Below are 25,027 nucleotides of genomic sequence, written 5' to 3'. Positions count from 1 at the left end.
ATGGAAATTTATTATTGTGACGAATGGTCCGACATCAAAAAGAAGCCTTGGAATATTCTTGATGATCGTACTGCATACACGAATCATCAAAAACATGAACCATATACGGCAGTATTAATGGAAGATGAGAAACCTAAGTATACTATAAATGTTACAAATGAATGGGTTTCGGTAGGGTTTTATGATGACCTAATTCGTAAATATTTAAATTATGATTTTGAAGTTATGAGTGAGGGTAAGATTTTTTTAAGAACAGCCATATATTGGGAGTACGATGATGAAACTGATACAGAAGTAAGTAGCTTGATTTTGGGTTTCAGAGAAGATGGCTATATAGCAATGGAAAAGCGGGATTTAAAGAACGGCTCAGTCGAGGAGCGCGAGACTAACGATACCCTTGAAGGAAATTGGGATGCATTTCCTGAATTTGGCCAGTACATTCATTTGTGCAAAGAGGAAAGGTAACGTATTTAAAGCGTTCTCCAGTGCATAAGTGTTATACGAGAAGTTTTATTTATAAGCGGATAAAGCAATTGAATAAAAAGGTAATTAAAATATTTGAGTTGGACAAACAGAACAAGAATACGTTTGAGAATAGAGACTTCACGAAGGTGATATATGCCATCATGGAGTCTTATTTTAATATGCGAATAATGAGAAAAGAAAGGGAAATGGGCCGGATGACATTTTATGTATATAGCTATAAAAGAGAGTCTGTTCAAAGTAACTGATGATAGACAATTTAAAGAATGTACAGAGCTGTTAAAAGAAGCGATTGGACACGAGGAAATATCTAGAGACATATTTACATTAAAACAACTTCGAGATATTGAAAATGGTGAAGCTAGAATCAAAGGATTAACATGGCACCATCATCAGGTACCTGGTAAGATGCAACTTGTGGTATCTAAAACGCACAAAGTAAATCATTTAGGTGGAAATAAATTATGGAGAGATGGTATCAGATGAGTAATATAAATTGGAGATCATGGGACGAACCAGTCACTAAGAATGAAGTGGAGAATGTTGGAGAAAAATTAGGAGTGAAATTTCCCTTAGATTATATAGAGGTTGCTATGGATTATAATGGTGCCCATGTTAGTCCTGAATTATTTCAAGTTGAAGGAAAAGAAAAGGTATTTGGAACATTATTAACATATGACGTTGAAGATGATGAGCATATTCTAGAAGTCTTTAATGATTATCAGGATACACTTCCGAAAAAGTTAATCCCTTTTGCTTTCGATCCGTCTGGAAACTTAATATGCTTTGATTATAAAGATCATGAAGATAATCCGATTGTGGTTTTTTGGGAACATGAAAATGCTTGGGAGAAAGAAATGTTAATCGAGAAAGAGGGTTTAACGGAAGAGCAGGCGGAAGAGCGTGCAAGAGAGAATGTATTTTATGTTGCAACAACATTTACTGAATTTCTTGATAAGTTACATGACTAAGGGTTAAGAGTAAACACTTAGCTCATGGAGGTTGTATGGCTGTGGAATTGTGTAACAATATTTTGTGGGAAAAACAGATACACTTACTAGGCCGGATGGAATTTTAAATTTCGAAATTATTCGTTACATGGAGCACACAAGAAACTTACAACTTATTCTATATAGCTAACTATAAAGCACTTGATGGTCTATAACAGCCAGCAAGTACTTTCTTTTATCTGAGGATATATAATTTCAAAGAGTCTTCATTTTTATTTGTTTCAATTAAATAGCTAAAGGCCTAAGCGCAGCGGATCACTCCTTAGACGCCTACAAATCCGCCAAATCCTTCAAAGTCCTGGAGCAAAACGAAAAAGGCCTCTACGATATTGTTACCATAAATGGCTTGACAGAATACATAACCAGACGCGACATGTTGAGGAACAACATTAGTGCAGGTAAAATAGATAACAATCGTTCTAATAGAATTTGGTTTATTATGGAGAAAGATAAAGGTTGGGCAAATGCTTTGAAGGAAGCTTTTCTAAAAAAGTATCGGTAAAAATATTTTTCTGTTAAAAATGGCATTCAATACGCCCTATTAAATTTAGAATATAGTATCAAATTGAAGGTGAAGAATTAGAGAGAGTAACAATTAAAAATCAGGCGGGAGGATAAATTTTATGCAAATGGAAATTCAGTTACAGGAATTGTATCAAGAAATAGCAGAAACGGTTAATAATATGATTCCAGAAGAATGGGAAAGATTTTATTTTTATGCACAGATTGATGAATCCGGGGGGGCGAGTTTACATTTTTTATAAATCAATTAGAGATAATAGCTACACGTATAGTCTAGATATACCGAAACAATTTAATCCATCGGAACTAGAATTTAATAATAAAGAAGATAAGTTTTTTGATCTTAGTGAACAGCTTAGAGAAATCTTTAAAGAAAATAGCCAGGAGCTATGGTATTCTTTTACGCTAATGTTAGATCAAACAGGGAAGTTCTCTGTATCATTTGATTATACAGATTGGTTGAATACAGATTACGGATTTGTAGCACAGAAAAAGATTTGAAAGTATAAATATTTAGATGAAGCACCAGCGGATGAAAAAACTAAAAGTTTAATAGATCAATATTTAAAAGAATATCCAAAGAATCCTATTTAAATAATTATTAAGGCTATACAAATGAAGGAAGCAGTAAACACAAAGTGAAAATACAGGGCTTAATAGCTAGATTTTAGAAGAATAGGGAGTGGGTAGAAATGATGCTTCAAGATAAGTTGAATTTCTTAAATAAATATACATTAAGTGAAGAACTATCTGTAAGCTTAATAGAGTCTAATGACATTGATTATATCCAAAAGGATTTAATTCCTGATGAATGGAGAGAAATTTTAAAAGAGAAAAATAAATCTAGTAAGATAAGTAGGGTATTAAATATATGGAAAAGATATGTAAGTAATGAAATGAGCAACACCATATCTTTTTTAAAGGGATTTTTGATAGATGTTGAATTAATGGCTATTGGTGATCGGTATTCGATATTATATTCGGTGAAAAATGCCAGAGGGAAAATTTTATATTATGAAGGCCGAAATCCTAAAGAGTACTTTAATAACGAACAGCTTGAAGAAGATTGGAGTAAAATTCCAGATAAAATTAGAAGCTTTTATGAAAATGTTCATAGTGGGTTTTACTACTATCCAAGTAAGTCAATGGGGTTAGAGTCCCTAGAAGATATCACATATTTAGACGATTATGAATGGGACATTATTGAAGAAATTGGAGAACGTAATTTAAAAATTGACTTCGCATCTTCATATGGATTTTTCAGTAATGGAATGGGAACTTATGTAGTAGTGGATTATAAAAACAGTTTGGGTGACAACGCCACTTTGTGGTCTTCAAAAGAAGAGCCAGAGTATAATCTAAACTTTTGGGATGTAGTAGATGAATGGATGGTTATAGGATTTGAATAAGTATATAAGCGTAGAGAAAGAAAGTAACAAGTAGTGAAAAAATAGGAAAGTAGATAGTAATAGCATTGTTTTACCTTTACCAAATGATGAACTATTAAATACCGTTGAAAAAAGCTTAAGAATTTCATTTCCAAAATCATATCATGAATTTATAAAAAAATAATGGGGTTGTTCCAATTTCAAATGAATTTAGCCATGACGAGAGTGATTGTATTATTGAACGGTTTTTATGTGTTCTTGAAGATAACGAATCGGATCATATAAATGGTTGGTACGATGTTGAAGTTATTATTGCGCAAATTGGTGAGAGGTTAACTGACAATGAAGATTCAAATGAAGGAGTTTGCATAGTGGACCGAAACCATAGTAAGAAAGCGATAAGAAATGCCATTAAAACTGGCGATATCAATGCAGTGAAAAAACTAATAGGTGATGATATAGAGACTTTGAATACCGTGACTGTATTTGGTACGTGGTTACATGTAGCGGTTAAAAAGGAGAACCTTCAAATCGTCCGGTATTTAGTTGAAAAAGGAATTGATGTTAATGCGAAAGGCGGGACATTTGATGCTTCTGCGTTAAATCTAGCAGCTGGATCTGGCAATTTAGAGAGAGTAAAGTATTTAATAGAATCTGGAGCAGAACTAGATGTGAGCTTAGCGAAGAGAAATCCGCTGTTTGGAGCAATTTATGGGGGGCATCAAGAAGTAGTTAAATATTTAGTACAAAAAGGAATAGATGTGTCCATTAGATACACGGGAGAAAACATCAAAAATATGAATGCCTATGAATATGCAAAGGAGTTTGGGCAGACTGAGATTGCTGAATATTTAAAGCAAAGGATGACTGGAAATTGATTGGGTTTAGATTGTCTCTCATGCAGGTGGTACAAATTGCTTAAGAGCAAAAAAATGAGGAGAGAAGTTGTTAAATTAGGAAAAGAATTCGAAAACAGTCGAATTCTTTTTTATGTTGGAGTAAAAAGTTAGTATTTGAAGTGTAAAAAACGCAATGTAGGAAGTGGAGAGAACGCATTTAGTACTTTAGTGTCTTATATTAAGAGTAATGAGGAGTTTATTGTAGTGGTTTATAATAGTTATAGAGAAACATTACTGTGTGGTACAGAGAACACTTTATAAAACGGAAAAACAGTTAGGTGGTCGAACATATTGAGTATGGAAACAGAAATAAATCAATTTTATAGAGAAATTTCTGAAACAGTGAATGAAATGATTCCTACACAATGGACAAAGATTTATTTTTACGCTCAAATATCCGAAACGGGAGGAGGAACTTGCTTTTTTTATAATACCCTTGAGAATGAAAAGAACTATAAATATAGTTTAGAAATTCCTTATGAATACGATATTGATAAAGAATTTTATAAAATGAAGGATCGAGCTTTATTTGAGTTAAGTAATAGATTAAGAAACGTTTTTAAAGATAATCAGCAAGAACTTTGGTACTCTTTTACACTATCTGTTAATAGCGATGGCAAATTGAAGGTGCATTATGATTATACAAATTGGTTTGACACGGATTACAGCTTTGATGACCAGCTAGTGATTTGGGAATATAAATATTTAGGAACAGAACCAGATGATAGCGAAAGTAAGACTTTAATCAATAAGTATTTAAATGAGTATCCCAATAATCCAATTTAGCATAAATCCAGTATTTGTGGTTAAATTCCCACATCATGAAGGTACTAAATTAACCCTGGAAAAATTACATCAAGAGGACTTTTTATAAGTGTAGAAATAAATATTTATTACCAATCTTTATTTTATTTGCAGGAGATTTTGTGTGTTTAGATTATAGAGGTTCAAGAGATAACCCTAGCGTTTGCGTAGTGGTCACGGTCAAATAGTAAATGTTGATTCAATTAATTATAAAAGGGTGATACGAATGCAGAAAATCGTAGAATTATTTCATGATATAGATTGTACGTTGTCTCCCATGATAAGTTTTTATAGCGCTTTATCAGATCAAAAATTTTTAAAAGTCTTACACTATTTTTCAGAGGAAACTGGTTATGGAAATGAGTACTACACTTGTACATTTTCAGGAGACTTAGAGCCGTGGGAAGAGGGCTATGTGGAAAACGGCATTGAATTTCTAGACGGTACGGGTGACACTGACAAAAGTGTTATTGTCGATTATGAAACGTTTTTAACTTACTTGCACAAAATTTGCCACGTATATATGGAAGATCATGCCCATGATAAAGAAAAAGTGATGGCTCTTTTACATAAAATCAAACAAAATCATAGTAATGAAGACTAGTAGGAGTATATGAAGAAGCAACGAATCGAGTCTTGCTATAGACAATAAGCTCCCCACACTACAGCGCATTACACCAAGCAGAGAGACGATATATTTTGGAGAGAATTCTACAAAGTAGAAAGTAGAGGGAAAACGAAAAATGGAAATAACTCAAATGACAAAAGCTATTAGAGGTGCTATAAAAGGTGGTCACTTAAATAAGGTGAGAGACTTACTTGAGAAAGAGCCAGAAATGTTAACATGGGTTACACCTTTTGGCACATGGCTACATGTAGCGACAGCTCATGGTCATTTAGAAATTGTACAATACCTTATTCGTGCTGGAATAGATGTTAATGCACAAGGAGGAACTTTTTCTACCAATGCCTTAGAAAGAGCGGCTGCAAAAGGACATATAGATATTGCTAAGTATCTTATTAACCATAATATTAAAATTGATATCAGTGAACCAGATAAAAATCCGCTGTTTGCTGCTATATATAACGGTCATTTTGAGATGGTTAAACTGTTAGTTGAGAATCATATTAATATATCGATTACATACTCTGGTGAAAATATGAAAGAGATGGATGCTTATGCATTTGCGATTGAACGAGGACAAATAGAAATTGCTGAATATTTAAAGAGAAAGTTGAAATAGATAATTTACTTAGCGAAAGCAGGTGTAATGATGGTAGGCTCAAGAAACCTTATGAATAGTATATGGTTTGGTGAAAAGACCACTTTATCTCAAGCTGAAATAAAAGAACATCTATTGAAAAGCCATACAGAAAGGGACATTTTATTTAATTTAATCGAGTTATATAAAATAGGGGATTTTACTCAAAAGCCGCTATTAATTCAATTGATGAACGGGACTCAAGATGAAGCGGTTTTGAATTTGTGTATAAGGGTCTTTTTCGCTATCGCAACACATGACGACTTAAGAGATTCAAATAATCTGCGATTTTTGAGTAAAAGTACCGAAGAAACGGTTGATACGTTTGCATCCGCAGCGACAACATCACTTTCTCTTGAAGTAGTTCCGTATTTATTGGCTTTACTTGAAGACTGGAATGAAATTGACGATACGGCTATTATCATAAAGGATTCGCTTGATTTTTTCCTTGACTATGAAGCGAAAATCGGAGAAGAGGCGACTGCCGAGGAAATAGGAGACTATTATGTTGAGTATTGCAATGAGAATGATCCAGAAAGTTATTACTTTCAACAAAATGTAGCTTTTCCCGGAGACTTAACAAAAAAATTAGTCCAAAGAGCGATGAGTGCAGCACATAACGAAGAACCATTAAAAATGGAGTTGATTCCATCTTTATTATCCATTTTAACTGGGGAAAAAGTGCCTGGAGATTACCGCACAATTATGAATGCAAGCTATTATAAAAAAATGATGGAGTATATTTACAATCTTTCCATTAAAAGCTGGGAAAAAGGACAAAAGTATTTTTATGGGTATAAGCTATAGAAAGAAACCATACGTACTGTCCAAACGCAATCCATTTGGTAACAAAATTAGTGGAAAAAGAAAGGGAAGAATAATTGAAAAAATTCATTAGAAATATAGGGGATAAAGTAGTCGTAGTTCAAGCAGAACATGAATTAAAAATGCAGGTTGAGAGTCTATTTCGTATCTTTGAAACGATAGAAAGAGAAAAATGGACTGACGGGTTTTCGATACAAATAGGGTGGTCGAACTTTATTGTTTCTGTAAAGAATGAAGAGTATTACATTCTTTCACCGGACTATTCAGGGAATCCCTTTGAGGATTATACAGAAGATTTAACGCTTTCTCTATGGGCGCAGTTGGAACAAGTTCACTTTTTGCGCAAGTTAAACATGAAAAATGGTGAAGGTGTCAGCTTTAGAGATAAAGTCGTGGTAGCTAAAAATATACTAGAAGTAGATAGCATTTACTTACAAAGAAGCGGCGGAGCTGAACGAGGAGATTCTGGCTGGTACATAGGGCCGGTACATGAAGAAGATGATACAGAAGAGCTTGAGGCTTTTTATGTTTATCAATTATTAAAGATTCGTCCATCCCTTATTCAAGTTTTAGCGTTACCATATGAATATATGGTGATTTTTGAAAGAGATCAAGTGAAGGCAGTATTAAATGAAAGAGATGAAGATATTTTGAGTGGAGGAAGAAATGATACAAATTGACCCTGAAAAGCAAGTGAGAATGGAGAAATATAAGACCAAAAGCGATGAATGCTTTGGAAATAATGATTACGAAACATCTATAGATTTATTGGTACAAGCTTGGGGTGAAATTCCACAGCCTAAAGGTTTATATCCTGACACTTACAATATTGTACGGGATATTATTGATACATTTACAGTGATAAAGAATTACAAAAGCGCTAAGCAATGGTTAAATCATTTATATACATCGGATTTTGAAAGAATAGATGACGGAGAGCGTGAATTTTTATCAGGAACTATTTATTATGAGTTGGGCGAATTAAATGTTGCAAAAGAATTTTTTGATATTGCCAATAAAAAGTCAGAAGGAAGATCGTTCGAAGGGCAAGATGTCAAATATATAAAGCTGCTAAAAGGATCATGAAGATGAAACCTTATTATTTCAGTAGGGAGATGCTGTAATGGAAATGAACGATCAACTTCACCAGCGAATTGTCAAGTTATGTGAAGAAGGTGATCGATTTGCTGAACTGAAACAAATGAGTGAAGCGATTGCTTCTTATCAACGAGCACTTGAATTAGTTCCAGAGCCAAAGGAAAAATGGTCAGCGGCTACGTGGATTTACGGAACTTTAGGTGATACATACTTTTTAATAAAAAACTACGAAGATGCTATACGCAGCTTGGAATATGCCTTGAAGTGTCCGGCCGGAAATGAAAATCCTTTTCTGTTGTTGCGGTTAGGGGAAAGTTTTTGTGAGCTTGGAGAGTTTGAAAAAGCAAAAGCGTATTTGTACAAGGCTTATCAAATTGAAGATTATAAAATCTTTTTTCAGGAAGATGATAAATACTTTAAACTTATTATAGAGTTAATTTAAATAGAGAAAAATACAGTTTAAGTGAAGAGTAAAACCCTCAGTAGAGCAGGCTATTGAGGATTTTTGATTTTAATGCATAGGAAGAGGGCTGTGAACCAATATGCTGAAATAGAGTAAGAGTTTAATAGAGCACTATTTAAAAGAGTATCCAAATAATCCTATTTAAATCATTAGATGAATTCTGGAAGAGGTTTCAGAAGACTAAAGGGATCTCTCTGATACTATAAACTGGTGAAGAATCCGTATGAACAAAAATATCTTAGGAGGTTTCTATGGATAATAAGGAAAGAGCAGTTAAAACTTATGATTTAATTAAGAACGGTGATACAGAACAAGCAAAAGAGATTCTGATTACAGATAAAAGGCTGCTTGAGTTTATAACTCCTTTTGGAACGTGGCTACACGTGGCTGCTAGAGCTGGTAGCCTTGATATGATAAAGTTCTTAGTTGAATACGGGATGGATATTAACACAAATGAAGGTGTACCAAAGTCAGCGCCAATTGCACATGCAGCGAGTGTAGGTGAATTTAGCATAGTTCAGTACTTATACGATAGAGGTGCAGTATTAGATGTAAGCGATTCGAGTAGAAATCCTTTATTTTCAGCGATTTATGGCGGTCATCTTGATATTGTAAAATACCTTGTTCAGAGTGGTATTGATATTACTGTAACGTATACAGGGGATACGATGAAAAATATGGATGCCTATGAATTTGCGATTGAACGAGGACAAATAGAAATTGCTGAATATTTAAAGCAGAAGGTGGACAGTAAATGGAATTAAAGCTTAATAATATTTATCAAAAGGTGGCCGATAATTTAAAGGAAATGATACAAGAAGACTGGCGAGACATCTATTTGTATGCAGAAGTAGGAGAAGGTTCTCAAACAACGTATTTCTTTTATTATCCAAAAGGAAGCGATGAACCTATATATAGTCATGATATACCTGAACTATTTGAGGTGTCAGAACAGAGCTACTTAGTGTTATTAGATAAACAGTTAGAGTGCTTTCGTGAGTTGTTAGATGTATTTATAGAAAACAAGCAGGAGATATGGACAAGTTTAAATTTGCATTTAGGTCATGATGGGAAATTTGAGATAGACTACGGGTATGAAGATATTCTTACTGTTGACCCGTATGAACAACAGGTGATTTGGGAGTATAAGTACTTAGGGATTATTTCAGAAGATGAATATGATAAAAAGATCATAAAAAAATTTCTTTCCTAATCATAGAAGGGCAAAAGATATATGGACGGAGGCGTTAAGCTCATCATATTGAGGGAAATGGAAACGGAGTTTAAGAATGACTAATGCTAATTTCAATAGTTTAACAGAGCATGATAAAGTCATATTTTTTCTGGGGCTTTCAGAAAAAGTTGTGCCTGTACTTTCTCGTACGGAAGATCAAATTTTAGCTCAGGAAGTTATATGTAAATGCTGGGAATGGTTAAAAGACAAAGAAAATAGTGGAGATACTCTTTATGAATTATTAGATCACGAGGAAAATGGTATCACAATAATTCAAGAGACGTCAGATAATAAAACAGATGTTATAGCCTGGGACTGTATTATTGATGCAGTTGCCTTTACTAGTAGAAAAGCATTTGAAAGAGAAGGCGTCGAATATTACCCCGAACCCATTGCTTTAGTTGATGATACATTAGTAGAGCATTTTATAAATGGTTTTGAAAGATGTATAGAGAATGCAGGTAGTTACATAGAAAGATTAACTTCTTTATTAAATGATGATACGAATAGAAAAACAGTGAATGATTTGCGAACAAAAGTGTTAAGAGAACTACAAATACGACAGTAATTTTAATTGACCACAACTATTTAAAAATAAAAACGGTAGAAACAGCTAAATTATTGAGGGAGATGTCTATATTAAAACACGGCAATAATGGGCAACTACATTAAGGGGGATATGATTTGGAGAAAAACAGCGTCAATAAAGCAATAAGAAATGCAATTAAACGTGGTGACATTAACTCAGTCAAAGAATTAATAGGTAGTAATGCAGAAATTCTACACACCATGACTCCATTTGGTAGCTGGTTGCATATAGCAGCAAAAAAAGGACAGATGGAAATAGTAGAGTATCTAGTGCATAAAGGAATCGATGTAAATACAAAAGGTGATATATTTGATGCTTCTCCCTTACGAGTCGCAGCAGGTGAGGGGCATGTAGAAATAGTACAGTACTTAATCCAATCTGGAGCAGAACTAGATGTAAGCTTGGCAAAAAGAAATCCTTTATTTGCAGCAATTTACGGTGGTCATAAAAAAGTAGTTGGATATCTAGTTAATCAAGGTATAGATATTTCCATTCAATATACCAGTGAGAATATTAAGAAAATGGATGCGTACCGATATGCTAAGGAATTTGGACAAATAGAAATTGCTAAATACTTAAAGCAAAAGCTGAATGAAAAAGTACAAAAGAGAGTGCTTAAAGATTAATTAAATCGTATATAACAGGTCACAAAGCTAATAAAAGCAAGGAGGTCCATCTCATGCTAGAACCTATATATGCTGAAAACGTAATTGTCGGAGTGATACATAAAAAGCAGTTTCAATGGTATGTGACTGACCGAGAGCTATGGTATTTAGATTATGTGAAGTTTGCGCAAGCTTTTGAAAATGAAGGTGATTTAGCGGTTGACGAATACATTGAACCTGAACGAAAAGGAATGGAGATTCTCAGCGGTGAAAATGCTGAGCTTTTTTTAAAGCGTATACAGTCATATAAAGCAGATGCAGCTACTCTTTTAAAGCTGTTTGAAGATAAAATAGAAAGCGGAGAGGAAGAAGACGTATTAGACTTTATCCCTTCGTTTTTGGTGGACTGTGATCAAAAGGTGTTCTATTCACTGTTTCCTGAGCCGGCTTCATTTGAAGAATATGTTCCAAGTGATTGGAAAGGAACGTATGAAGACTTTACAGCTTTGATTCCAGAAACAGAAAAGTATTGGATAAATAAGGACGGAGAAAGTTTATTTGAGCTGTGAGGAAGGAAAGAAGCGTTGGATAGTTCAGTTCGAGTATTCAAGACCGACATGAGAAAGAGATGCTATAAATAGCATCCCTTTTTTTAAAAAGTTACAATGTCTTTTCAGCAGCTTTTTGATGTACAAGAGAGGAAGGTTTCGTTATTTCCTCTTCATCGAAATCCATTTCTGGAGGAGAAAGCTTAAATCCTTTTGTAAGAAAAGTTAAGTACACAAGTCCTATGGCAGTCCAGACGCTTCCTAGCACTAAGGCGTGTTTATCAAGATTAATAAAGAGATAGAAATCAAGGGCTGCTCCGATAGCCGGTATAAGAAAGTACAGAAGAAAACGATTCTTTCTTTCATTTTTTAACGTGAAGTAATAGTGAAAAATGACCGATAGATTTACAAAAATAAACGTTAAAAATGCTCCAAAGTTAATAAATGAAGTAGATGTACTTACATCAAGCTTAACAGCCAGCAATGAAATGCCTCCTATGAATAAAATATTCATTAGGGGTGTTTTTGATTTTCGATGAAGATACCCAAATATCTTAGCGGGAAGTACGCCGTCTCTTCCCATTGCAAATAATAAACGGGCTCCGCTTGTTTGAGCAGATAAGCCAGATGCGAATTGAGCAATAATTAATCCAGCTAGAAAAATAGAGCTAAATAAATTGCCGCCGATCTGTACGGCAATTTCAAATGCTGCTGAATCAATATTTTTAAAAGATGTATAGTCAGGATGAACAAGCTGTAGAAAATAAGAAGCTCCAATAAAAATGATGCCTCCAATTAGTGTAATAAGAAAGATAGCTTTTGGCATTGTTTTTTCAGGATTAATGGTTTCTTCAGATAGAGTTGTAACAGCATCAAATCCTAAAAAAGAATAACAAGCAATGGAAGCGCCAGCGGCTACAAACGAAAATGTAAGATGCTCGTTCAAGAATGGGTTAAAGCTAAAGAGTGCAAAAGGTGATGAGCCTTTTATAAGATATATAATGCTTAGTGAAATAAAAATACCGACTACGAGCAATTGAAAAATCATCATTAATGTATTGACGCTCGCCGCTGCTTTTAAGCCAATTATATTGATAACAGTTGTAATAAAAATAAAGGCTAGTACAAATGTCCAAAGAGGAATGTTAGGGAAAGCTGTATGTAAATAAACAGCTCCGATAAGCCAAATAACCATAGGAAGAAACAGGTAGTCTAGTAAAACAGCCCATCCAATCATAAATCCGACATATGGATTTATGGATTTTCTTGTATACGTATAAGCAGACCCTGCAATAGGAAAAGCTTTAGTCATTTTACCGTAGCTATAAGCGGTAAATAGCATAGCAGCTAAAGCCACTATATAAGCAGTGGAAACTAGTCCATGGGTGGTTTCAGCCAACAAGCCGTAAATACCAAATACAATCATTGGTGTCATATAAGCAAGTCCAAACAAAACAATATGTGACAACTTCAAAGTTGGAACTGCTTGGTTTCTTTTTGTTTCCATCTTTGCGCCTCCCTTAAAAATTGTTTTTAATCTTCCTATATCTATTTGTACAAATCCGCTCTTCTGTGCATAAGGTAATTAAGCTTCTGATCTTTTGATTCCTCTAAAGAAATAGCTACTGTCGATATTTGTTCCTTGCTACCCATTTTTAGAAGAACTTTTCCTTTACTGTTGACGACTGCGCTATGTCCAAAAAAGAATGTATCTTCTTCAGAGCCTATTCGGTTGCATAGGGCAATTGGAAGTTCATTTTCCATAGCACGGCTTTTTAAATACGTTATTTGATAATCTTCGTAAGGGCTCATGTTAGCAAGAGGGATGATGAGTAAATCCGCTCCTTTTATTTTTAAAGTTCGGGCCACTTCAGGGAATTCAAGGTCATAGCAGATCATTAATCCAATGTTTCCGAATTTGGTTTTGAAAACAGGTAAAGTGTTGCCTGGGCGGAAGATTTCAGCTTCCCTGTCAAAAAGATGTGTTTTTTGATACGTACCAATTACAGTTCCGGTATCATCTATAAGAGCTGATGTAATATAATAATGCCCGTTAATTGTTACTTCAGGAAAAGATATAACGGCGTGGATGCTGTGATCCCTGCAGCTTTGTTGGAAAAGCTGTAAGCTTTCACCACTGACGGATTCAGCTAGCTCCTTAATATCATCCCAAATAAAATAACCTGTCAAACAAAGTTCCGGAAAGACAACAAGGTCAGCCTGTTCGCTTGCAGCTTGCTTGATACAGTCATTTATTTTTCGAATGTTTTCTTTTTTATTGCCTAGTACAGGACAAAACTGAGCAATTGTAATATTCACTGTAAAATACCTCCTCATAATCGTTTTCACTATAAATACAAGCAAGAAGTGTGCCAACGTGTTTTTTCAGTCAATTCTGATTTTTAATCTTTAAAAAGATGAATTTTTTCATTATACTAATAGGGATAAAAAGAAAATAAGTCATATTCTGCTTATATAGTTATTTGGAAAGTTAAGATGATGATTTTTATCATCAATGATGCGATTTTTCATTAGAAACAATCGAAAGGAGGAAATGGATAATGAGGAATTCTTCAATAGGTACCTGCGAATCAATAGTAGTCATCATAAATCATGAAGGACGCATTGGTACCGTATCTATCAATAATAAACAAACCAGTCACTTATCGCTGTTTCAAGAAAATATGTTATTTGAAGAAGTTCAGTGGAAAAAGGTCTTTACTGCTGCTCCAAGTGACTCTACTCAGTTATTAAGTACCTATGAGGGAAGAACCTTTCTGTTTACTCTTCACCTTGTCCAAGCGAACTCTTACATAAATCAAATCGTGACATTAACGAATATATCTCAAAGCATGTTTAATCCTTATTCGAATGAAGATCAGCATAAAACCGATGAGTTGATTATGGAATCATCTGCTATGAAACGAATTAGTAAAATTATAAAAACAATTGCTCATGTAGGCTCCACTGTTCTTCTACTAGGTGAATCGGGAGTAGGCAAAAGTCAAATTGCTAAATTTATTCATAGTACTAGTACACGTTCAACGCAGCCTTTTATTTCTGTTAATTGTGGTGCTATTCCAGAGAGTTTAATCGAATCAGAGCTATTTGGGTATGAAGAAGGAACTTTTACAGGCGGAAAAAAAGGAGGAAAGGTCGGCTTATTTGAGGCTGCTCATAAAGGAACAATTTTTCTAGATGAAATTGCGGAATTTCCTTTAAACCTACAAGCAAAACTGCTAGGTGTTTTGCAAGAAAACGCGGTGCGAAAAGTAGGAAGTACAGAGGAAAAGAAAGTAGATGTGCGAGTAATTGCTGCAACAAATAAAAATCTACAGGAGCTTGTTGAGGAAAAATTATTTCGTGAAGATTTGTTCTATAGGCTTAATGTCGTACCGCTCACGATTCCACCTCTTAGAGAGCGAGAAAAGGACATACATATCTTAATTGATCATTTTCTTTTTAAATATAATACAAAATATCATCTTCGAAAAGAAATTAATGATGAAGTAAAACAAGAGCTTATCCAATATAAATGGCCTGGGAACATAAGGGAATTGGAAAACACGATAGAAAGAATTGTCGTCACAAATATGACTGAAAAAGAAGTTCTAGAAGAAAAAAATATACGTGAAAAAGGTTGGTCATTTTCTCCTAAAGCACCAATGTCTTTGAAAGAAGCTAAAAGACAAGTAGAAAAAGAATTAATTTTAAAAGCTTACGGTGAATACAACAGTACTTACAAAGTAGCAGAAGTATTGCAGGTTGATCAGTCTACTATTTCAAAAAAATTAAAAGTGTACAAAAAAGAAGGTTTTTAAAGAGGTGAAGGGATGCGTCAATTAAAAATTGCATTAGCCCAGCTTAGAAGCAATTTGCATGATAAAGATAAAAATTTAAAGAGAGTTTTTGGAACGATGGAAGCGGCTAAAGATCAAGGTGCGGATTTTGTGTTATTCCCTGAATTATTTTTGACTGGTTTTTTGTTAAATGAACAGGTGGAGGAATTAGCTGAATCAGTAGAAGGAGAATTAATCACGAAAGTTAAAAAATATGCTAAAGAATTACAAATAGGAGTTATTCTTGGTTTTCCGGAAAGACACCACTTTAAAATATATAATTCCGCTGTATTTATTAATAAGAAAGGTGAGATAGTAGGAACTTATCGTAAAATTCACCTTTTTGATCATGAAAATTTATATTTTACTTCTGGAGATAGTATACCAGTCTTTGATACACCTCAAGGAAAGTTTGGAGTAATGATTACATATGATATGGAATTTCCTGAAGTGGCGCGAATTCTAGCATTAAAAGGAGCCGAAGTCGTCTTTGTTCTTTGTGCGAACATGATTCCTTACGAGCATCATCAGCACGTTTATTTGAGGTCAAGAGCTTTAGAAAATCATATTTTTATTGCAGCTGCTAATAAAGTTGGATTAGAAGACGACTATGTCTATTTTGGTGAAAGTGAAGTTATTAATCCTAATGGGCACTGTGTGTTTAAATCTCTTAATAATGAGGACCTTGCGATTGTTGACATAGACCTATCGTCTTCGGCAAATTCAAAGGAAATCTTAAACTATTTGAATAATCGAAAGTCAAATTTATACAGGAGAGAAGGGTTATAAGAGCTCTTTATTAAAGAAAGCTGCTATTACTTTTTTACACCAATTAAGCGAGCAGTGTGGCTCGCGGAGCTTGCGTGAATGGTTTTCCCTATTTTTGTTGATGTTTGCACCCAATTCACTTCATCGGGATAATTCGTAATCACTCCGTCACTTTTTGTTTTCCACAAAAATGAAGCGGGAAGCCGCTTGGTTCCAGACCACGGCGATATTTTCATTCCGGCAGAATGGACTTGGTGGATGAGAGCAGGCGTTAGGATGTCATAGGACGGGTTAAAGTAAGTGGCAAAAGCGGCGAATTGCTGGATTGAGTTTGGGTTTGTATCTCGCTGTGAAGAAGTTAATATGCCTATAGGAACGTTTGGGAGAAGCTCATGCATTTTTTTCATGGATGAAACGTTAAAAGACTGAATGATAACGTGATCGAGCTTTCGCTTGTTGATTTCAATAGCTACTTTTTTTTCAATTCCAGGATAAAGTTCCGGGGCTTTTAACTCTATTAATATACCGATTTTCCCTTGAAATTCATCTAACACTTGTGAAAGAGTTGGAATTTTTTCATTCGCAAAAGAATCCTCTTTCCAGCTTCCTGCATCCAAGCGCTGAAGCTCAGCGTACGTTAACTCTCGAACGCGTCCGCTTCCGTTTGTCGTTCGGTCTACGGTACGGTCGTGCATAATAACGAGTACACCGTCTTTGCTTTGTTGCACGTCAAGTTCAATGTAATCTGCATTCATTTCTAGTGCTTGATGAAAAGCAGCCATTGTATTTTCAGGTGCGTAAGCAGAGGCTCCTCGGTGGGCAATGTTCGTAAGTTTTTCTTCCGTGCGTGCAAAAGCAGAAGAGGCAATCGAACAGCATAACAAGGCTACTGCGCTTAGACCAGCTAAATATTTTTTCATCACGTTTCTCTCCTATGCGTTGGTATAGAAATAGCGTAACGAAAAAATGTGATGCTGATATAGAGAAAGTGTGTAGAAAGCGTTGACATTTCGTAAAGAAAAATAGGGATTTTTTCATGGTGATGTTTACAAAAAATGCGTAAATGAATAGAGATTTTAATCAAACGTTAAGGAAACAGCGCTATAATAAAAGGTGTGAAAAAAAGAATAGGAATTTCTTAGAAAATAGTTGTATAATAGGTGAGTCAGTCAATGAAAGGAATGGAACATGGATATTCAGTACATACATACGTTTACGATGCAAACGAAAGAGGAGTGCCGGACGCTTCAGCAAAAGCTAAAAGCACAAATTGATTTAACATCACGGGTCAAAATGACGCATATACATAACTGTGCTGGTGTTGATGTTGCATATTGGGAAGAAAACGGCATATCTTACGGAGCTTGCAGCATTGTAGTAGTTGATTATCAGACGAAAAACGTTGTAGAAAAAGTGCACAGTGTAGGAGAAGTAACCGTTCCTTATCTTCCTGGATTCCTAGCTTTTCGAGAGCTTCCTTTAATTCTTGAAGCAGCTAAAAAACTTCAAATAGAGCCCGACGTGTTTTTATTTGATGGCAATGGATATTTGCACTGCGAGCACATGGGAGTAGCCACACATGCTTCGTTTTTTCTCAATAAACCTACCGTTGGAATTGGGAAAAGCTATTTAAAGATCAAGGGACATGATTACGTTATGCCTGAAGATACAGAGGGCGCTTATGAAGATATTGTGATTGATGGCGAAGTTTATGGTAGAGTAGTAAGGACAGCCAAAGGGGTAAAGCCTATTTTTCTGTCGTGCGGAAACTATATTGATTTGGACATGTCATATCAGCTTATGATGCATTTTATTTCAAAAGAAAGTAAGCTTCCAATTCCGGTCCGCCTAGCGGATCTGCATACGCATGAGCTGCGGAAAAGGTACCGGCAGTCAACAGGGAAGTAAGCTGTTCATAGTGAGTTCATAGTTTTCTTTTATACTGATGGTTGGAATATAGTAGTAGTGTAAAATTATTAAAGAATGAGTAAGGTGATTAAAGGTGAGTTCATTTGTTGCGAGTATTTTGGATTTTTTAACGAGCCTTGGCTATTTAGGTATTGCGCTCGGCTTAATGATTGAAATCATTCCAAGTGAAATTGTACTAGCTTACGGAGGGTATATGATTTCTCAAGGCATGATTAGTTTTCCTGGAGCAGTCATTGCCGGAATTATTGGCGGAACGATTGCACAGTGGTTTTTATATTGGATTGGAGCCTACGGAGGACGTCCGTTTCTTCAAAAATACGGCAAGTACTTATTCATTCATGATAAGCATATTGATCTTGCGGAAAACTGGTTTAATAAATACGGCGCGGGTGTTGTTTTCTCCGCTCGTTTTGTCCCGGTTGTTCGACATGCAATTTCGATTCCTGCAGGTATTGCTAAAATGCCGTTTTGGAAGTTTACGTCTTTAACCGTGTTAGCGATGATTCCTTGGTCGATTTTATTTATTTACTTAGGCGGAAAGCTAGGCGAGAACTGGGCGAACATTGAAGACGTAGCAAGCAAATATACGCTTCCGTTTGTGGTTGCGGCATTTGTTATTATTGTTCTTTATTTCGTATTCAAACGCACGCGTACAAAACGCGTATAAGATTGTTTTTGAACTAAAAGCATGGCAAAAAGCCATGCTTTTTTTTGCATGAGCAAAAAGAAGCTCTTTTATTTGCTCATGACTTCTTCAAGTGCTATTATTTTTCATACGCACTAAAAAAGGAGACGATTTAACGTGGTACAAGAAATTGTATTAAATGATACGCCTATTCAAATTTACAGCTATGAACAAGAAATTGTAAAAGGCAAAATAAAAGTTTCAGTTGATTTTAAAGTAACAAGTGAGGAATATCATGATATTACTACACTTTTATATAAAGGTACTTTTCATGTAAATGTCCCGGAAGAAGATCTCGATTTTCAAGGAACGATTCATCAATACTCTACGTCTTTTACAAATTTATATGAAAAAGGCCAGGTAGGGGATTTTTCATTAAGTTTAATTGAAGTGAACGAATAAGGAGCAGATGCGTGATGAAAGTAAGTATACTCGACCAATCGCCCGTTTCATCCCATCAGACCCCGGCGGAAGCGTTAGAAGCATCGATGCAGCTGGCCAAAGCGGGTGACAAGCTTGGCTATGAGCGCTACTGGATTGCAGAGCATCATGATTTGTCTGGACTTGCCTGCTCGGCTCCTGAAGTGATGCTTGGCTATATCGGCGCACAGACTAATAGAATTCGAATTGGATCGGGAGCGGTGCTGCTGCCTCACTACAAGCCGTATAAAGTAGCTGAAACGTATAACATGCTCGCAACGCTGTTTCCAGGGCGTGTTGATTTAGGGATTGGGCGCGCGCCGGGTGGATCGGCTGAAGCAACAAATGCGCTGTCGGATAATTTTTTACAGCAAGTATTTAAAATGCCTGAACTTGTTAAAGAGCTTCTTCAGTTTTTAGACGATAAATTTCCGGCTGAACATGAATACGCAAAGCTTTCAGCTTCGCCGCTGCCGCCTGTCTCTCCGGAACCTTGGCTGCTTGGCACAAGTAAAAAAAGTGCCGAGCTCGCCGCTAGAAACGGAATAGCCTATACGTTTGGACAGTTTATGAGTGAACAAGACGGTTCAGCTATTATTGATCAGTACAAACAGGCATTTCAGCCAAGACGGACTGGTGATCAGCCCTATGCGATTGTCACTGTATCGGTCATTTGCGCTGAAACAACGGAGCAAGCCCATCGCATCGCAACAAGCTCACTCGTATGGAAAATTCAGCAGGATAAAATGGAAGCAAAAGGTGTGCCTTCTATTAAAGAAGCGGCCAGCTATCCGCTGACAGAAGAAGAAGAGAAAAAAATGAAGAAGATGAAAGAAGCCATGATTATCGGAAACCCAGAAGAAGTACACGTCCGTCTTCAAGAAGTTCAAGCACGCTACGGAGCGGATGAACTCATGCTTATCACTATTACACACGATCCGGCTGACCGATTAAAATCATATGAGCTTGTCGCAGAGAAATGCAAAAAATAAGAGCCAAATGTCGGCTCTTATTTTTTATGCCCGTAATAGTACTCAAATAAGTGCTGAAATGCTTCTATAGCACGTGAAAAAGAAGCGGCGTCTTGGCGGTCCTCTATTAACCAGCACGTGGCTAGCACAGAATGAGCGTATCCCCACAGTAAAATGCGTTTTTTACTTACGTTCAGTTCTTTTACAAATATATTGATTCGATGGTCAATTGTCTCTGCCACATTTATCTTAGGCAGATGATTTAAAAGAAAAGGGATGATTTCGTACTCTTTTTCTCCAATTAACCCTTTTGGATCAATTATTTTCCACGCCTCACCAGACTGTAAGATGTTATCATGATGCAAGTCGCCGTGAAGCAAAAAAAGCTGCTGAGAAGTGCGGTTTAATTCAGAGAAAACGGCTAGTGCGTGTTGAAGCGTTTCAGAAGAAAGAAAATCAATACCGCTTGGATACATTTGTGTATACTCTCGAAGCTGTTTCTCTCTTTTAACGGCTGTTTCGATAGTGGAGTCCGAGTGAGGCACGCGCCATAGAGATTTCATAAGCCTAGCAGCGATTAACGCAGCTTCTTCTTTAGTTGATAAAGAGGAAAGCGGGCATCCGGGAGACAGCTTTTCAAGCATTAAAATGCCTTTTTCAGCATCGCTGTCCACTATTTTTAACGTGTTCTTACCAGCTAGTGCTGTCAGTGCTTCTTGCTCATGAAGCAGCTCTGAAGGCTCTACAAAGAGTTTGACAACTAGTTCGCTACCATCTGCTTTGCGCGCAGGGGCAACAAAGTGGTAAGAAAGAGGCAAGTGACTGTGAATGTTGATACGCCAGCGCTCTTCACAGTAGCGAATAAGCTGAGGAAAGTCAGTTAACCATTTTTGGCCTTTATGAGAGTGAAGGTGAGTAATCGTATCACAAAACGTTTGAGGCAACGTATACATGCATTTGTCTCCTTTGTTGTTTCCAATTTTTTCTGATAAACTCATCATATACAGTCTACATAGAATCTGTAAAGAAGGAGGAGACCCTACATATGAAGAAAAAGAAGGTGAAATCCCCTAGGGCTCTCGCGGGGTTTCTGATTTATATCATTGGATTTGCCATTTTACTTGCTGGAAGCGCACCGGAGTGGCTAGAAACAGTGAGTAAAATCATGATTGTTCTTGGAGTCATTTTACTTATCATTGCAGAAATTAACCTTAAAAAACGAAAAAAATCAGTACAAGCCTAAAAAACTGCCGTTTGGCAGTTTTTTTATTTGGAGAAAGGGTAACAAGATAACTAGATAAAAATATTGAATTATTATTCTTTTTGATGTATAAATATAATATAGAAAGCAACGGTATTGAGAGGAGAATGAACGTGTCCTACGTAATAAAAAAAGAGGTTCCGCCATTTGAGCAGTTTGCTGCTCTGCATGAAGCGAGCGGGTTACATAAAAGTAAAAAAGGAAATTATACAAAAGAACAGCTGTTTGAAGCCGCAGCCAACAGCTGGTTTAGAGTCGGTATTTACGACAATGAACAATTAATTGCATTTGGCCGTATGATTTCAGACGGAATTTACCAAGCGCTTATTTGCGACGTGATGGTGGATCCCGCATACCAAAACAAAGGGCTTGGAAAGCAAATTATTCAAGAGCTGTTGACGAAATGCCAAGAAAGCGGAATTGAATCGATTCAGCTGTTTGCTGCAAAAGGAAAGCATCATTTTTATAAAAAATTAGGGTTTCAAGAAAGAGAAGAAGACGCGCCAGGCATGTCGCTTGTTATGTAAAAAAGCTCAGTGATCAATCATACTCACTGAGCTTTTTGTATTATGCAGTTTTTAAAACCGTACTTTTTTGGACTAAATTCCAAGCAACTTTTACTAAATAAACAACAAGCAAAACGTTTAGCATAGACGTAGCAAACATAGAAAACGGATAGGACGTACTGTTTTGCATATTGCTGTCACCGTATAAAACAAAAAAAGTGTTCATAAAAATACTGATGCTAAATCCAAGGGATAAGTAAAGCAAGTTTTTGTCTTTCAAATAAATATAAGCGAGCAAAGCAAGAGCTGCTGCTGGAAATAAGTAGCGTTCATGCATGCTTGAAGAAAACGTAAATACTCCGGAAATTTGAATCAGCGCTGCAAGAGCGGCGTATTTAAAGCTGCGCCCTTTTATATAAATAAGCCATGAAAAAACAGTTGTTGCGACGATAAAAATAAGTCCCCACGTATGATAGCTGAAAAACAGCAGCGTTGCAGAGCTGTCTTTATAGTTTGCGCCTATTAAACTAAAAAAGTTATAGGCGTTAACAGAAGCATACGGGTACTCTCCAATGGTGGATGAAAATAAATCAATAATCCACGTTGGACTTTTTCCTGCTGAAAAAGGCAATAAAATCACTCCAGCAGTGAAAGCAGCAGTGAAAGCAATCCCGAAGAAATGCTTCAGTTGCTTCAGGCGAATGAGCTCGAACAACAAAATAGGCAGGATAATAATCGCCTGCGGCTTCATTAAGACCGCTGCTGTAAAAATAACGGCCGACGCATAAATTCTTTTTTCCGTAATCATTACAATTGCTAGGACAATAAGCAAAGTGAAAAATGAATCGACTTGTCCCCAAAACGTTGAATTAACTAAAATGGCCGGGTTAAATAAATACCCCATTGCTAACAGATATGCAAAAGAAGGTGCCAAGTATTTACGAGCTAAACGATAGAGTAAATAAGATGTGACAACATCCGCTAAAATAGGCGGGATTTTAATCAACAGCGAAAAATACTGCTGAAAATCCGGTAAACTGCCAACTTTCCCAACGATAAGCAAGATATAAATATAAAACGGCGGATAATCGCTTCCGCTTTTAGCATAGAAATTTGAAAAATGATTAGCCGCAACCGATGCCCAGTTTTTGAAAAGAGATGCATCCATATGAGAGCCTACCCACGGAATCAGCGCAATCCGGATAAATAGTCCAGTGCCAAGTAATGACCATAAAATAACGCGAGAATGCCCTATCGAATGATGCCATTTCTTTTTCTTTACTAATCCGTAAACGAAAGCTGCTGCTATAAAAAAGCCCACCGTATAAAGAGCTAGCGGCGTTTCATAGTCTTTATTAGCTCCTTGACTTCCGGCACCGTTATCCATAGATAAATTATGAAAAGGCGTTACGTGTTCTCCGGAATTGCTGGGTGAAGTAGGACCGTTTACTGAAGGAAGACGATGATCCCTAGAATGATTATCAGGAGCAGATATACCACTAGTAATCTTTTTTAACTGATGACTTTCTTGAATCGAAAATAAATGTTCTTCTCCTTTATAGTGTGATAGTGAAACGATACTGAAAACAAATGCTAAAAGAAAAGCAGCCATTACGATAAAAGCCGTTCTTTTTTGTAGTATGTTCATATAAAATCCTCCGATGACAATGTATCGAATAAGTAGTAGTGTGTCTCCATACTATAAGGGGAGTTGGTGAAAATAAAGTGAAACTTCTTTAATAAAGAGAGGAGGAGAGAGCATAAAAAAACAAGGCCTTAGAAGACCTTGTTTTTTATATTGCTTATAGTACAGCATCAAACTTATTTACTTTCCACTGTGAACCAGATTTATAAAATGTAACGGTGCGTTTTACACTTCCTCCGTCAACTGTTGGAACCGTAAATTGATAAGAGCGAACATCGGCACGTTGATAAGTTAGTTTTGCTTTTGCTTTGTTCCACTCTAGCATGCTGAATCCGTCACCGACAGGACGAGCAAGCTTTCCGTTATATGTGATGTAGCGATAATTTGTTAATCCTTTTTGAATAGCACTGTTTGTAAAAGTTTCAGATAAGTAGCTTACTAGTTTGCTTTTTGTATTAAAATCTTGACAAAGATATGAGTACTGAGTGCCTTTATAATTAAATGTTTTTTGAGTACATAAATTACCTTTAGATCCATGAAGTGCATTCCAGAAATGGTTGCTTGCGTTTGCTGCAATTTTTACCGCATTAGTCGTTGATAGATTTTGTGATGCTGCTTGAGCTGTAACTCCTGTGCTTAGTGAAAAGAAAAGAGCAAGTGATGCTAAGATTATTCCAAATTTTTTCATTTCCATTTCCCTCCTACTCATTCATTGAATATATGTAACATTCATGCTGTTAATATTACAATTGTTACATTTATATTACAATACTTCTTTAAAGAAATAAAGAGTATTTCTTATATATGTTTGAATTATTCCCGTATTTTCTTAAATAAAACGTAGAATTAAAAGAAAACATATAAACAGTATGTCAATTATGTGTCACATATTTCGTCGCTTTACAAGTTCGTATATAATAGGAATAAACCGACCAGTATGCTGATGTAGGTAAATAGGTCAGGCACAAAAGGAGAACGTAGACTAATGGGTGTTTCAGAAGTAACATCAGGAATTATTATTACCACTGCTGTAATTGCTATTGTGATTATTACAGTCGGTGTTTTGGCTACAATGATTGCGATTGCGAAGAAAGCAAATAAAAAGTAAGTGTGTAGAGGAGAGTTAGTATAATAACTAATTCTCTTTTTTTTGAAAAAAACCTATCGTTATTTTTATAATAAAAATGCATAAATAACACGTGCATTATTCATAGAAAAAAGCAGGAAATTTACGTTTTGAAGCTAATAGATACATAAGGCAAACTGCGCACTT

The 25,027-nt window shown here is 35.8% G+C and carries 33 protein-coding genes and 1 pseudogene; 28 read left to right on the top strand and 6 right to left on the bottom strand.

Annotation, left to right across the window (positions count from 1 at the left end; all coding sequences use genetic code 11):
- From BG04_RS25330 to BG04_RS25245, 19 genes and pseudogenes are all read left to right on the top strand, one after another.
- Window positions 1-465, top strand: coding sequence for a hypothetical protein (locus tag BG04_RS25330; RefSeq protein WP_034651420.1), 465 nt, complete (start codon window positions 1-3; stop codon window positions 463-465).
- A 225-nt stretch (window positions 466-690) separates the two neighbouring features.
- The gene (locus BG04_RS25325; protein WP_080743102.1) at window positions 691-969 is read left to right on the top strand and encodes an HNH endonuclease; all 279 of its coding nucleotides are present in this window, start codon (window positions 691-693) and stop codon (window positions 967-969) included.
- A complete protein-coding gene (locus BG04_RS25320) occupies window positions 966-1,454 on the top strand; it encodes an SMI1/KNR4 family protein (RefSeq protein ID WP_034655123.1) in 489 nt (162 codons plus the stop codon). Before BG04_RS25325 ends, BG04_RS25320 begins: the two co-directional genes overlap by 4 nt.
- Before the next feature lie 668 nt (window positions 1,455-2,122).
- Window positions 2,123-2,609 (top strand): annotated as a pseudogene (locus tag BG04_RS25315) (immunity protein YezG family protein).
- Between the two features lie 98 nt (window positions 2,610-2,707).
- On the top strand, window positions 2,708-3,424 hold the full coding sequence (locus BG04_RS25310; RefSeq protein ID WP_034651424.1) for a superoxide dismutase: 717 nt from the start codon (window positions 2,708-2,710) through the stop codon (window positions 3,422-3,424).
- Between the two features lie 64 nt (window positions 3,425-3,488).
- A complete protein-coding gene (locus BG04_RS31800; protein ID WP_230586608.1) occupies window positions 3,489-3,587 on the top strand; it encodes an SMI1/KNR4 family protein in 99 nt (32 codons plus the stop codon).
- A 187-nt stretch (window positions 3,588-3,774) separates the two neighbouring features.
- Window positions 3,775-4,281, top strand: coding sequence for an ankyrin repeat domain-containing protein (locus BG04_RS25305; RefSeq protein ID WP_034651427.1), 507 nt, complete (start codon window positions 3,775-3,777; stop codon window positions 4,279-4,281).
- Between the two features lie 318 nt (window positions 4,282-4,599).
- Window positions 4,600-5,088, top strand: a complete 489-nt coding sequence (locus BG04_RS25300; protein WP_034655124.1) for an immunity protein YezG family protein — start codon at window positions 4,600-4,602, stop codon at window positions 5,086-5,088.
- Window positions 5,089-5,332: 244 nt separating this feature from the next.
- Complete coding sequence (cdiI, locus tag BG04_RS25295) at window positions 5,333-5,710, top strand: ribonuclease toxin immunity protein CdiI (RefSeq protein ID WP_016764426.1); 378 nt, start codon at window positions 5,333-5,335, stop codon at window positions 5,708-5,710.
- A 139-nt stretch (window positions 5,711-5,849) separates the two neighbouring features.
- Complete coding sequence (locus tag BG04_RS25290; protein ID WP_016764425.1) at window positions 5,850-6,350, top strand: ankyrin repeat domain-containing protein; 501 nt, start codon at window positions 5,850-5,852, stop codon at window positions 6,348-6,350.
- Between the two features lie 30 nt (window positions 6,351-6,380).
- On the top strand, window positions 6,381-7,175 hold the full coding sequence (gene imm47 / locus BG04_RS25285) for an Imm47 family immunity protein (RefSeq protein ID WP_016764424.1): 795 nt from the start codon (window positions 6,381-6,383) through the stop codon (window positions 7,173-7,175).
- A 74-nt stretch (window positions 7,176-7,249) separates the two neighbouring features.
- A complete protein-coding gene (locus BG04_RS25280) occupies window positions 7,250-7,873 on the top strand; it encodes an immunity protein Imm33 domain-containing protein (protein WP_016764423.1) in 624 nt (207 codons plus the stop codon).
- Complete coding sequence (locus BG04_RS25275) at window positions 7,860-8,279, top strand: hypothetical protein (RefSeq protein WP_034651430.1); 420 nt, start codon at window positions 7,860-7,862, stop codon at window positions 8,277-8,279. Before BG04_RS25280 ends, BG04_RS25275 begins: the two co-directional genes overlap by 14 nt.
- 37 nt (window positions 8,280-8,316) lie before the next feature.
- On the top strand, window positions 8,317-8,733 hold the full coding sequence (locus BG04_RS25270) for a tetratricopeptide repeat protein (RefSeq protein ID WP_034651433.1): 417 nt from the start codon (window positions 8,317-8,319) through the stop codon (window positions 8,731-8,733).
- 272 nt (window positions 8,734-9,005) lie between these two features.
- Window positions 9,006-9,518, top strand: a complete 513-nt coding sequence (locus BG04_RS25265; RefSeq protein WP_034651436.1) for an ankyrin repeat domain-containing protein — start codon at window positions 9,006-9,008, stop codon at window positions 9,516-9,518.
- Window positions 9,509-9,967 (top strand): immunity protein YezG family protein, encoded by a 459-nt coding sequence (locus BG04_RS25260; protein ID WP_016764419.1) that lies wholly within the window; start codon window positions 9,509-9,511, stop codon window positions 9,965-9,967. The genes BG04_RS25265 and BG04_RS25260 overlap by 10 nt, the downstream gene beginning before the upstream one ends.
- A 76-nt stretch (window positions 9,968-10,043) precedes the next feature.
- On the top strand, window positions 10,044-10,556 hold the full coding sequence (locus BG04_RS25255) for an Imm6 family immunity protein (RefSeq protein ID WP_034651439.1): 513 nt from the start codon (window positions 10,044-10,046) through the stop codon (window positions 10,554-10,556).
- A 116-nt stretch (window positions 10,557-10,672) separates the two neighbouring features.
- Window positions 10,673-11,203 carry an ankyrin repeat domain-containing protein gene (locus tag BG04_RS25250; protein WP_034651443.1) on the top strand — a complete coding sequence of 177 codons (531 nt, stop codon included), beginning with the start codon at window positions 10,673-10,675 and terminating at the stop codon, window positions 11,201-11,203.
- Window positions 11,204-11,256: 53 nt separating this feature from the next.
- Entirely contained in the window at window positions 11,257-11,751 is a 495-nt protein-coding gene (locus BG04_RS25245; RefSeq protein ID WP_034651446.1) for a hypothetical protein, read from the top strand.
- Between the two features lie 91 nt (window positions 11,752-11,842).
- Here the strand turns inward: BG04_RS25245 and BG04_RS25240 are convergent, their stop codons facing one another.
- Both BG04_RS25240 and BG04_RS25235 read right to left on the bottom strand, forming a co-directional pair.
- Window positions 11,843-13,237 (bottom strand): APC family permease, encoded by a 1,395-nt coding sequence (locus BG04_RS25240; RefSeq protein WP_034651449.1) that lies wholly within the window; start codon window positions 13,235-13,237, stop codon window positions 11,843-11,845.
- A gap of 41 nt (window positions 13,238-13,278) precedes the next feature.
- A complete protein-coding gene (locus BG04_RS25235; protein WP_034651452.1) occupies window positions 13,279-14,049 on the bottom strand; it encodes a carbon-nitrogen hydrolase family protein in 771 nt (256 codons plus the stop codon).
- Window positions 14,050-14,291: 242 nt separating this feature from the next.
- Between BG04_RS25235 and BG04_RS25230 the strand changes: the two genes are divergently transcribed.
- Window positions 14,292-15,551 (top strand): sigma-54 interaction domain-containing protein, encoded by a 1,260-nt coding sequence (locus BG04_RS25230; RefSeq protein WP_034651455.1) that lies wholly within the window; start codon window positions 14,292-14,294, stop codon window positions 15,549-15,551.
- 12 nt (window positions 15,552-15,563) lie between these two features.
- Window positions 15,564-16,358, top strand: coding sequence for a carbon-nitrogen hydrolase family protein (locus BG04_RS25225; RefSeq protein ID WP_034651458.1), 795 nt, complete (start codon window positions 15,564-15,566; stop codon window positions 16,356-16,358).
- A 26-nt stretch (window positions 16,359-16,384) separates the two neighbouring features.
- On the opposite strand, the gene BG04_RS25220 is transcribed toward BG04_RS25225, so the two are convergent.
- Window positions 16,385-17,257 (bottom strand): glycerophosphodiester phosphodiesterase, encoded by an 873-nt coding sequence (locus BG04_RS25220; protein WP_034651461.1) that lies wholly within the window; start codon window positions 17,255-17,257, stop codon window positions 16,385-16,387.
- Window positions 17,258-17,525: 268 nt separating this feature from the next.
- On the opposite strand from BG04_RS25220, the gene BG04_RS25215 reads away from it, so the two are divergent.
- The 4 genes from BG04_RS25215 to BG04_RS25200 all read left to right on the top strand — a co-directional run bounded on the left by BG04_RS25215 (window position 17,526) and on the right by BG04_RS25200 (window position 20,363).
- Window positions 17,526-18,245 (top strand): endonuclease V, encoded by a 720-nt coding sequence (locus BG04_RS25215; RefSeq protein WP_034651463.1) that lies wholly within the window; start codon window positions 17,526-17,528, stop codon window positions 18,243-18,245.
- A 94-nt stretch (window positions 18,246-18,339) separates the two neighbouring features.
- A complete protein-coding gene (gene uptA / locus BG04_RS25210; RefSeq protein ID WP_013057365.1) occupies window positions 18,340-18,933 on the top strand; it encodes an undecaprenyl phosphate transporter UptA in 594 nt (197 codons plus the stop codon).
- A 135-nt stretch (window positions 18,934-19,068) separates the two neighbouring features.
- A complete protein-coding gene (locus tag BG04_RS25205; RefSeq protein WP_016764409.1) occupies window positions 19,069-19,353 on the top strand; it encodes a DUF3219 family protein in 285 nt (94 codons plus the stop codon).
- A gap of 14 nt (window positions 19,354-19,367) precedes the next feature.
- Window positions 19,368-20,363, top strand: coding sequence for an LLM class flavin-dependent oxidoreductase (locus BG04_RS25200; protein ID WP_034651468.1), 996 nt, complete (start codon window positions 19,368-19,370; stop codon window positions 20,361-20,363).
- 17 nt (window positions 20,364-20,380) lie between these two features.
- Here BG04_RS25200 and BG04_RS25195 read toward each other — a convergent pair whose 3' ends face one another.
- Window positions 20,381-21,295 carry an aminoglycoside phosphotransferase family protein gene (locus tag BG04_RS25195; protein ID WP_034651471.1) on the bottom strand — a complete coding sequence of 305 codons (915 nt, stop codon included), beginning with the start codon at window positions 21,293-21,295 and terminating at the stop codon, window positions 20,381-20,383.
- A gap of 92 nt (window positions 21,296-21,387) precedes the next feature.
- Here BG04_RS25195 and BG04_RS25190 point away from each other — a divergent pair, with 92 nt between their 5' ends.
- On the top strand, window positions 21,388-21,585 hold the full coding sequence (locus BG04_RS25190) for a hypothetical protein (protein WP_034651474.1): 198 nt from the start codon (window positions 21,388-21,390) through the stop codon (window positions 21,583-21,585).
- 131 nt (window positions 21,586-21,716) lie between these two features.
- Entirely contained in the window at window positions 21,717-22,130 is a 414-nt protein-coding gene (locus BG04_RS25185) for a GNAT family N-acetyltransferase (RefSeq protein WP_034651477.1), read from the top strand.
- Between the two features lie 40 nt (window positions 22,131-22,170).
- On the opposite strand, the gene BG04_RS25180 is transcribed toward BG04_RS25185, so the two are convergent.
- The gene (locus tag BG04_RS25180) at window positions 22,171-23,757 is read right to left on the bottom strand and encodes an MptA/MptB family glycosyltransferase (protein ID WP_034651480.1); all 1,587 of its coding nucleotides are present in this window, start codon (window positions 23,755-23,757) and stop codon (window positions 22,171-22,173) included.
- 154 nt (window positions 23,758-23,911) lie between these two features.
- Window positions 23,912-24,448 (bottom strand): IseA DL-endopeptidase inhibitor family protein, encoded by a 537-nt coding sequence (locus BG04_RS25175; protein ID WP_014459798.1) that lies wholly within the window; start codon window positions 24,446-24,448, stop codon window positions 23,912-23,914.
- A gap of 291 nt (window positions 24,449-24,739) precedes the next feature.
- On the opposite strand from BG04_RS25175, the gene BG04_RS31715 reads away from it, so the two are divergent.
- Window positions 24,740-24,862 carry a hypothetical protein gene (locus tag BG04_RS31715; protein WP_013057357.1) on the top strand — a complete coding sequence of 41 codons (123 nt, stop codon included), beginning with the start codon at window positions 24,740-24,742 and terminating at the stop codon, window positions 24,860-24,862.
- The last annotated feature ends 165 nt before the right edge of the window (window positions 24,863-25,027 follow it).

It is taken from the genome of Priestia megaterium NBRC 15308 = ATCC 14581 (assembly GCF_000832985.1).
Lineage (GTDB): Bacteria > Bacillota > Bacilli > Bacillales > Bacillaceae_H > Priestia > Priestia megaterium.
Note: the sequence above shows the minus strand (reverse complement) of the source record. Positions and strands in the feature narration are given on the sequence as shown.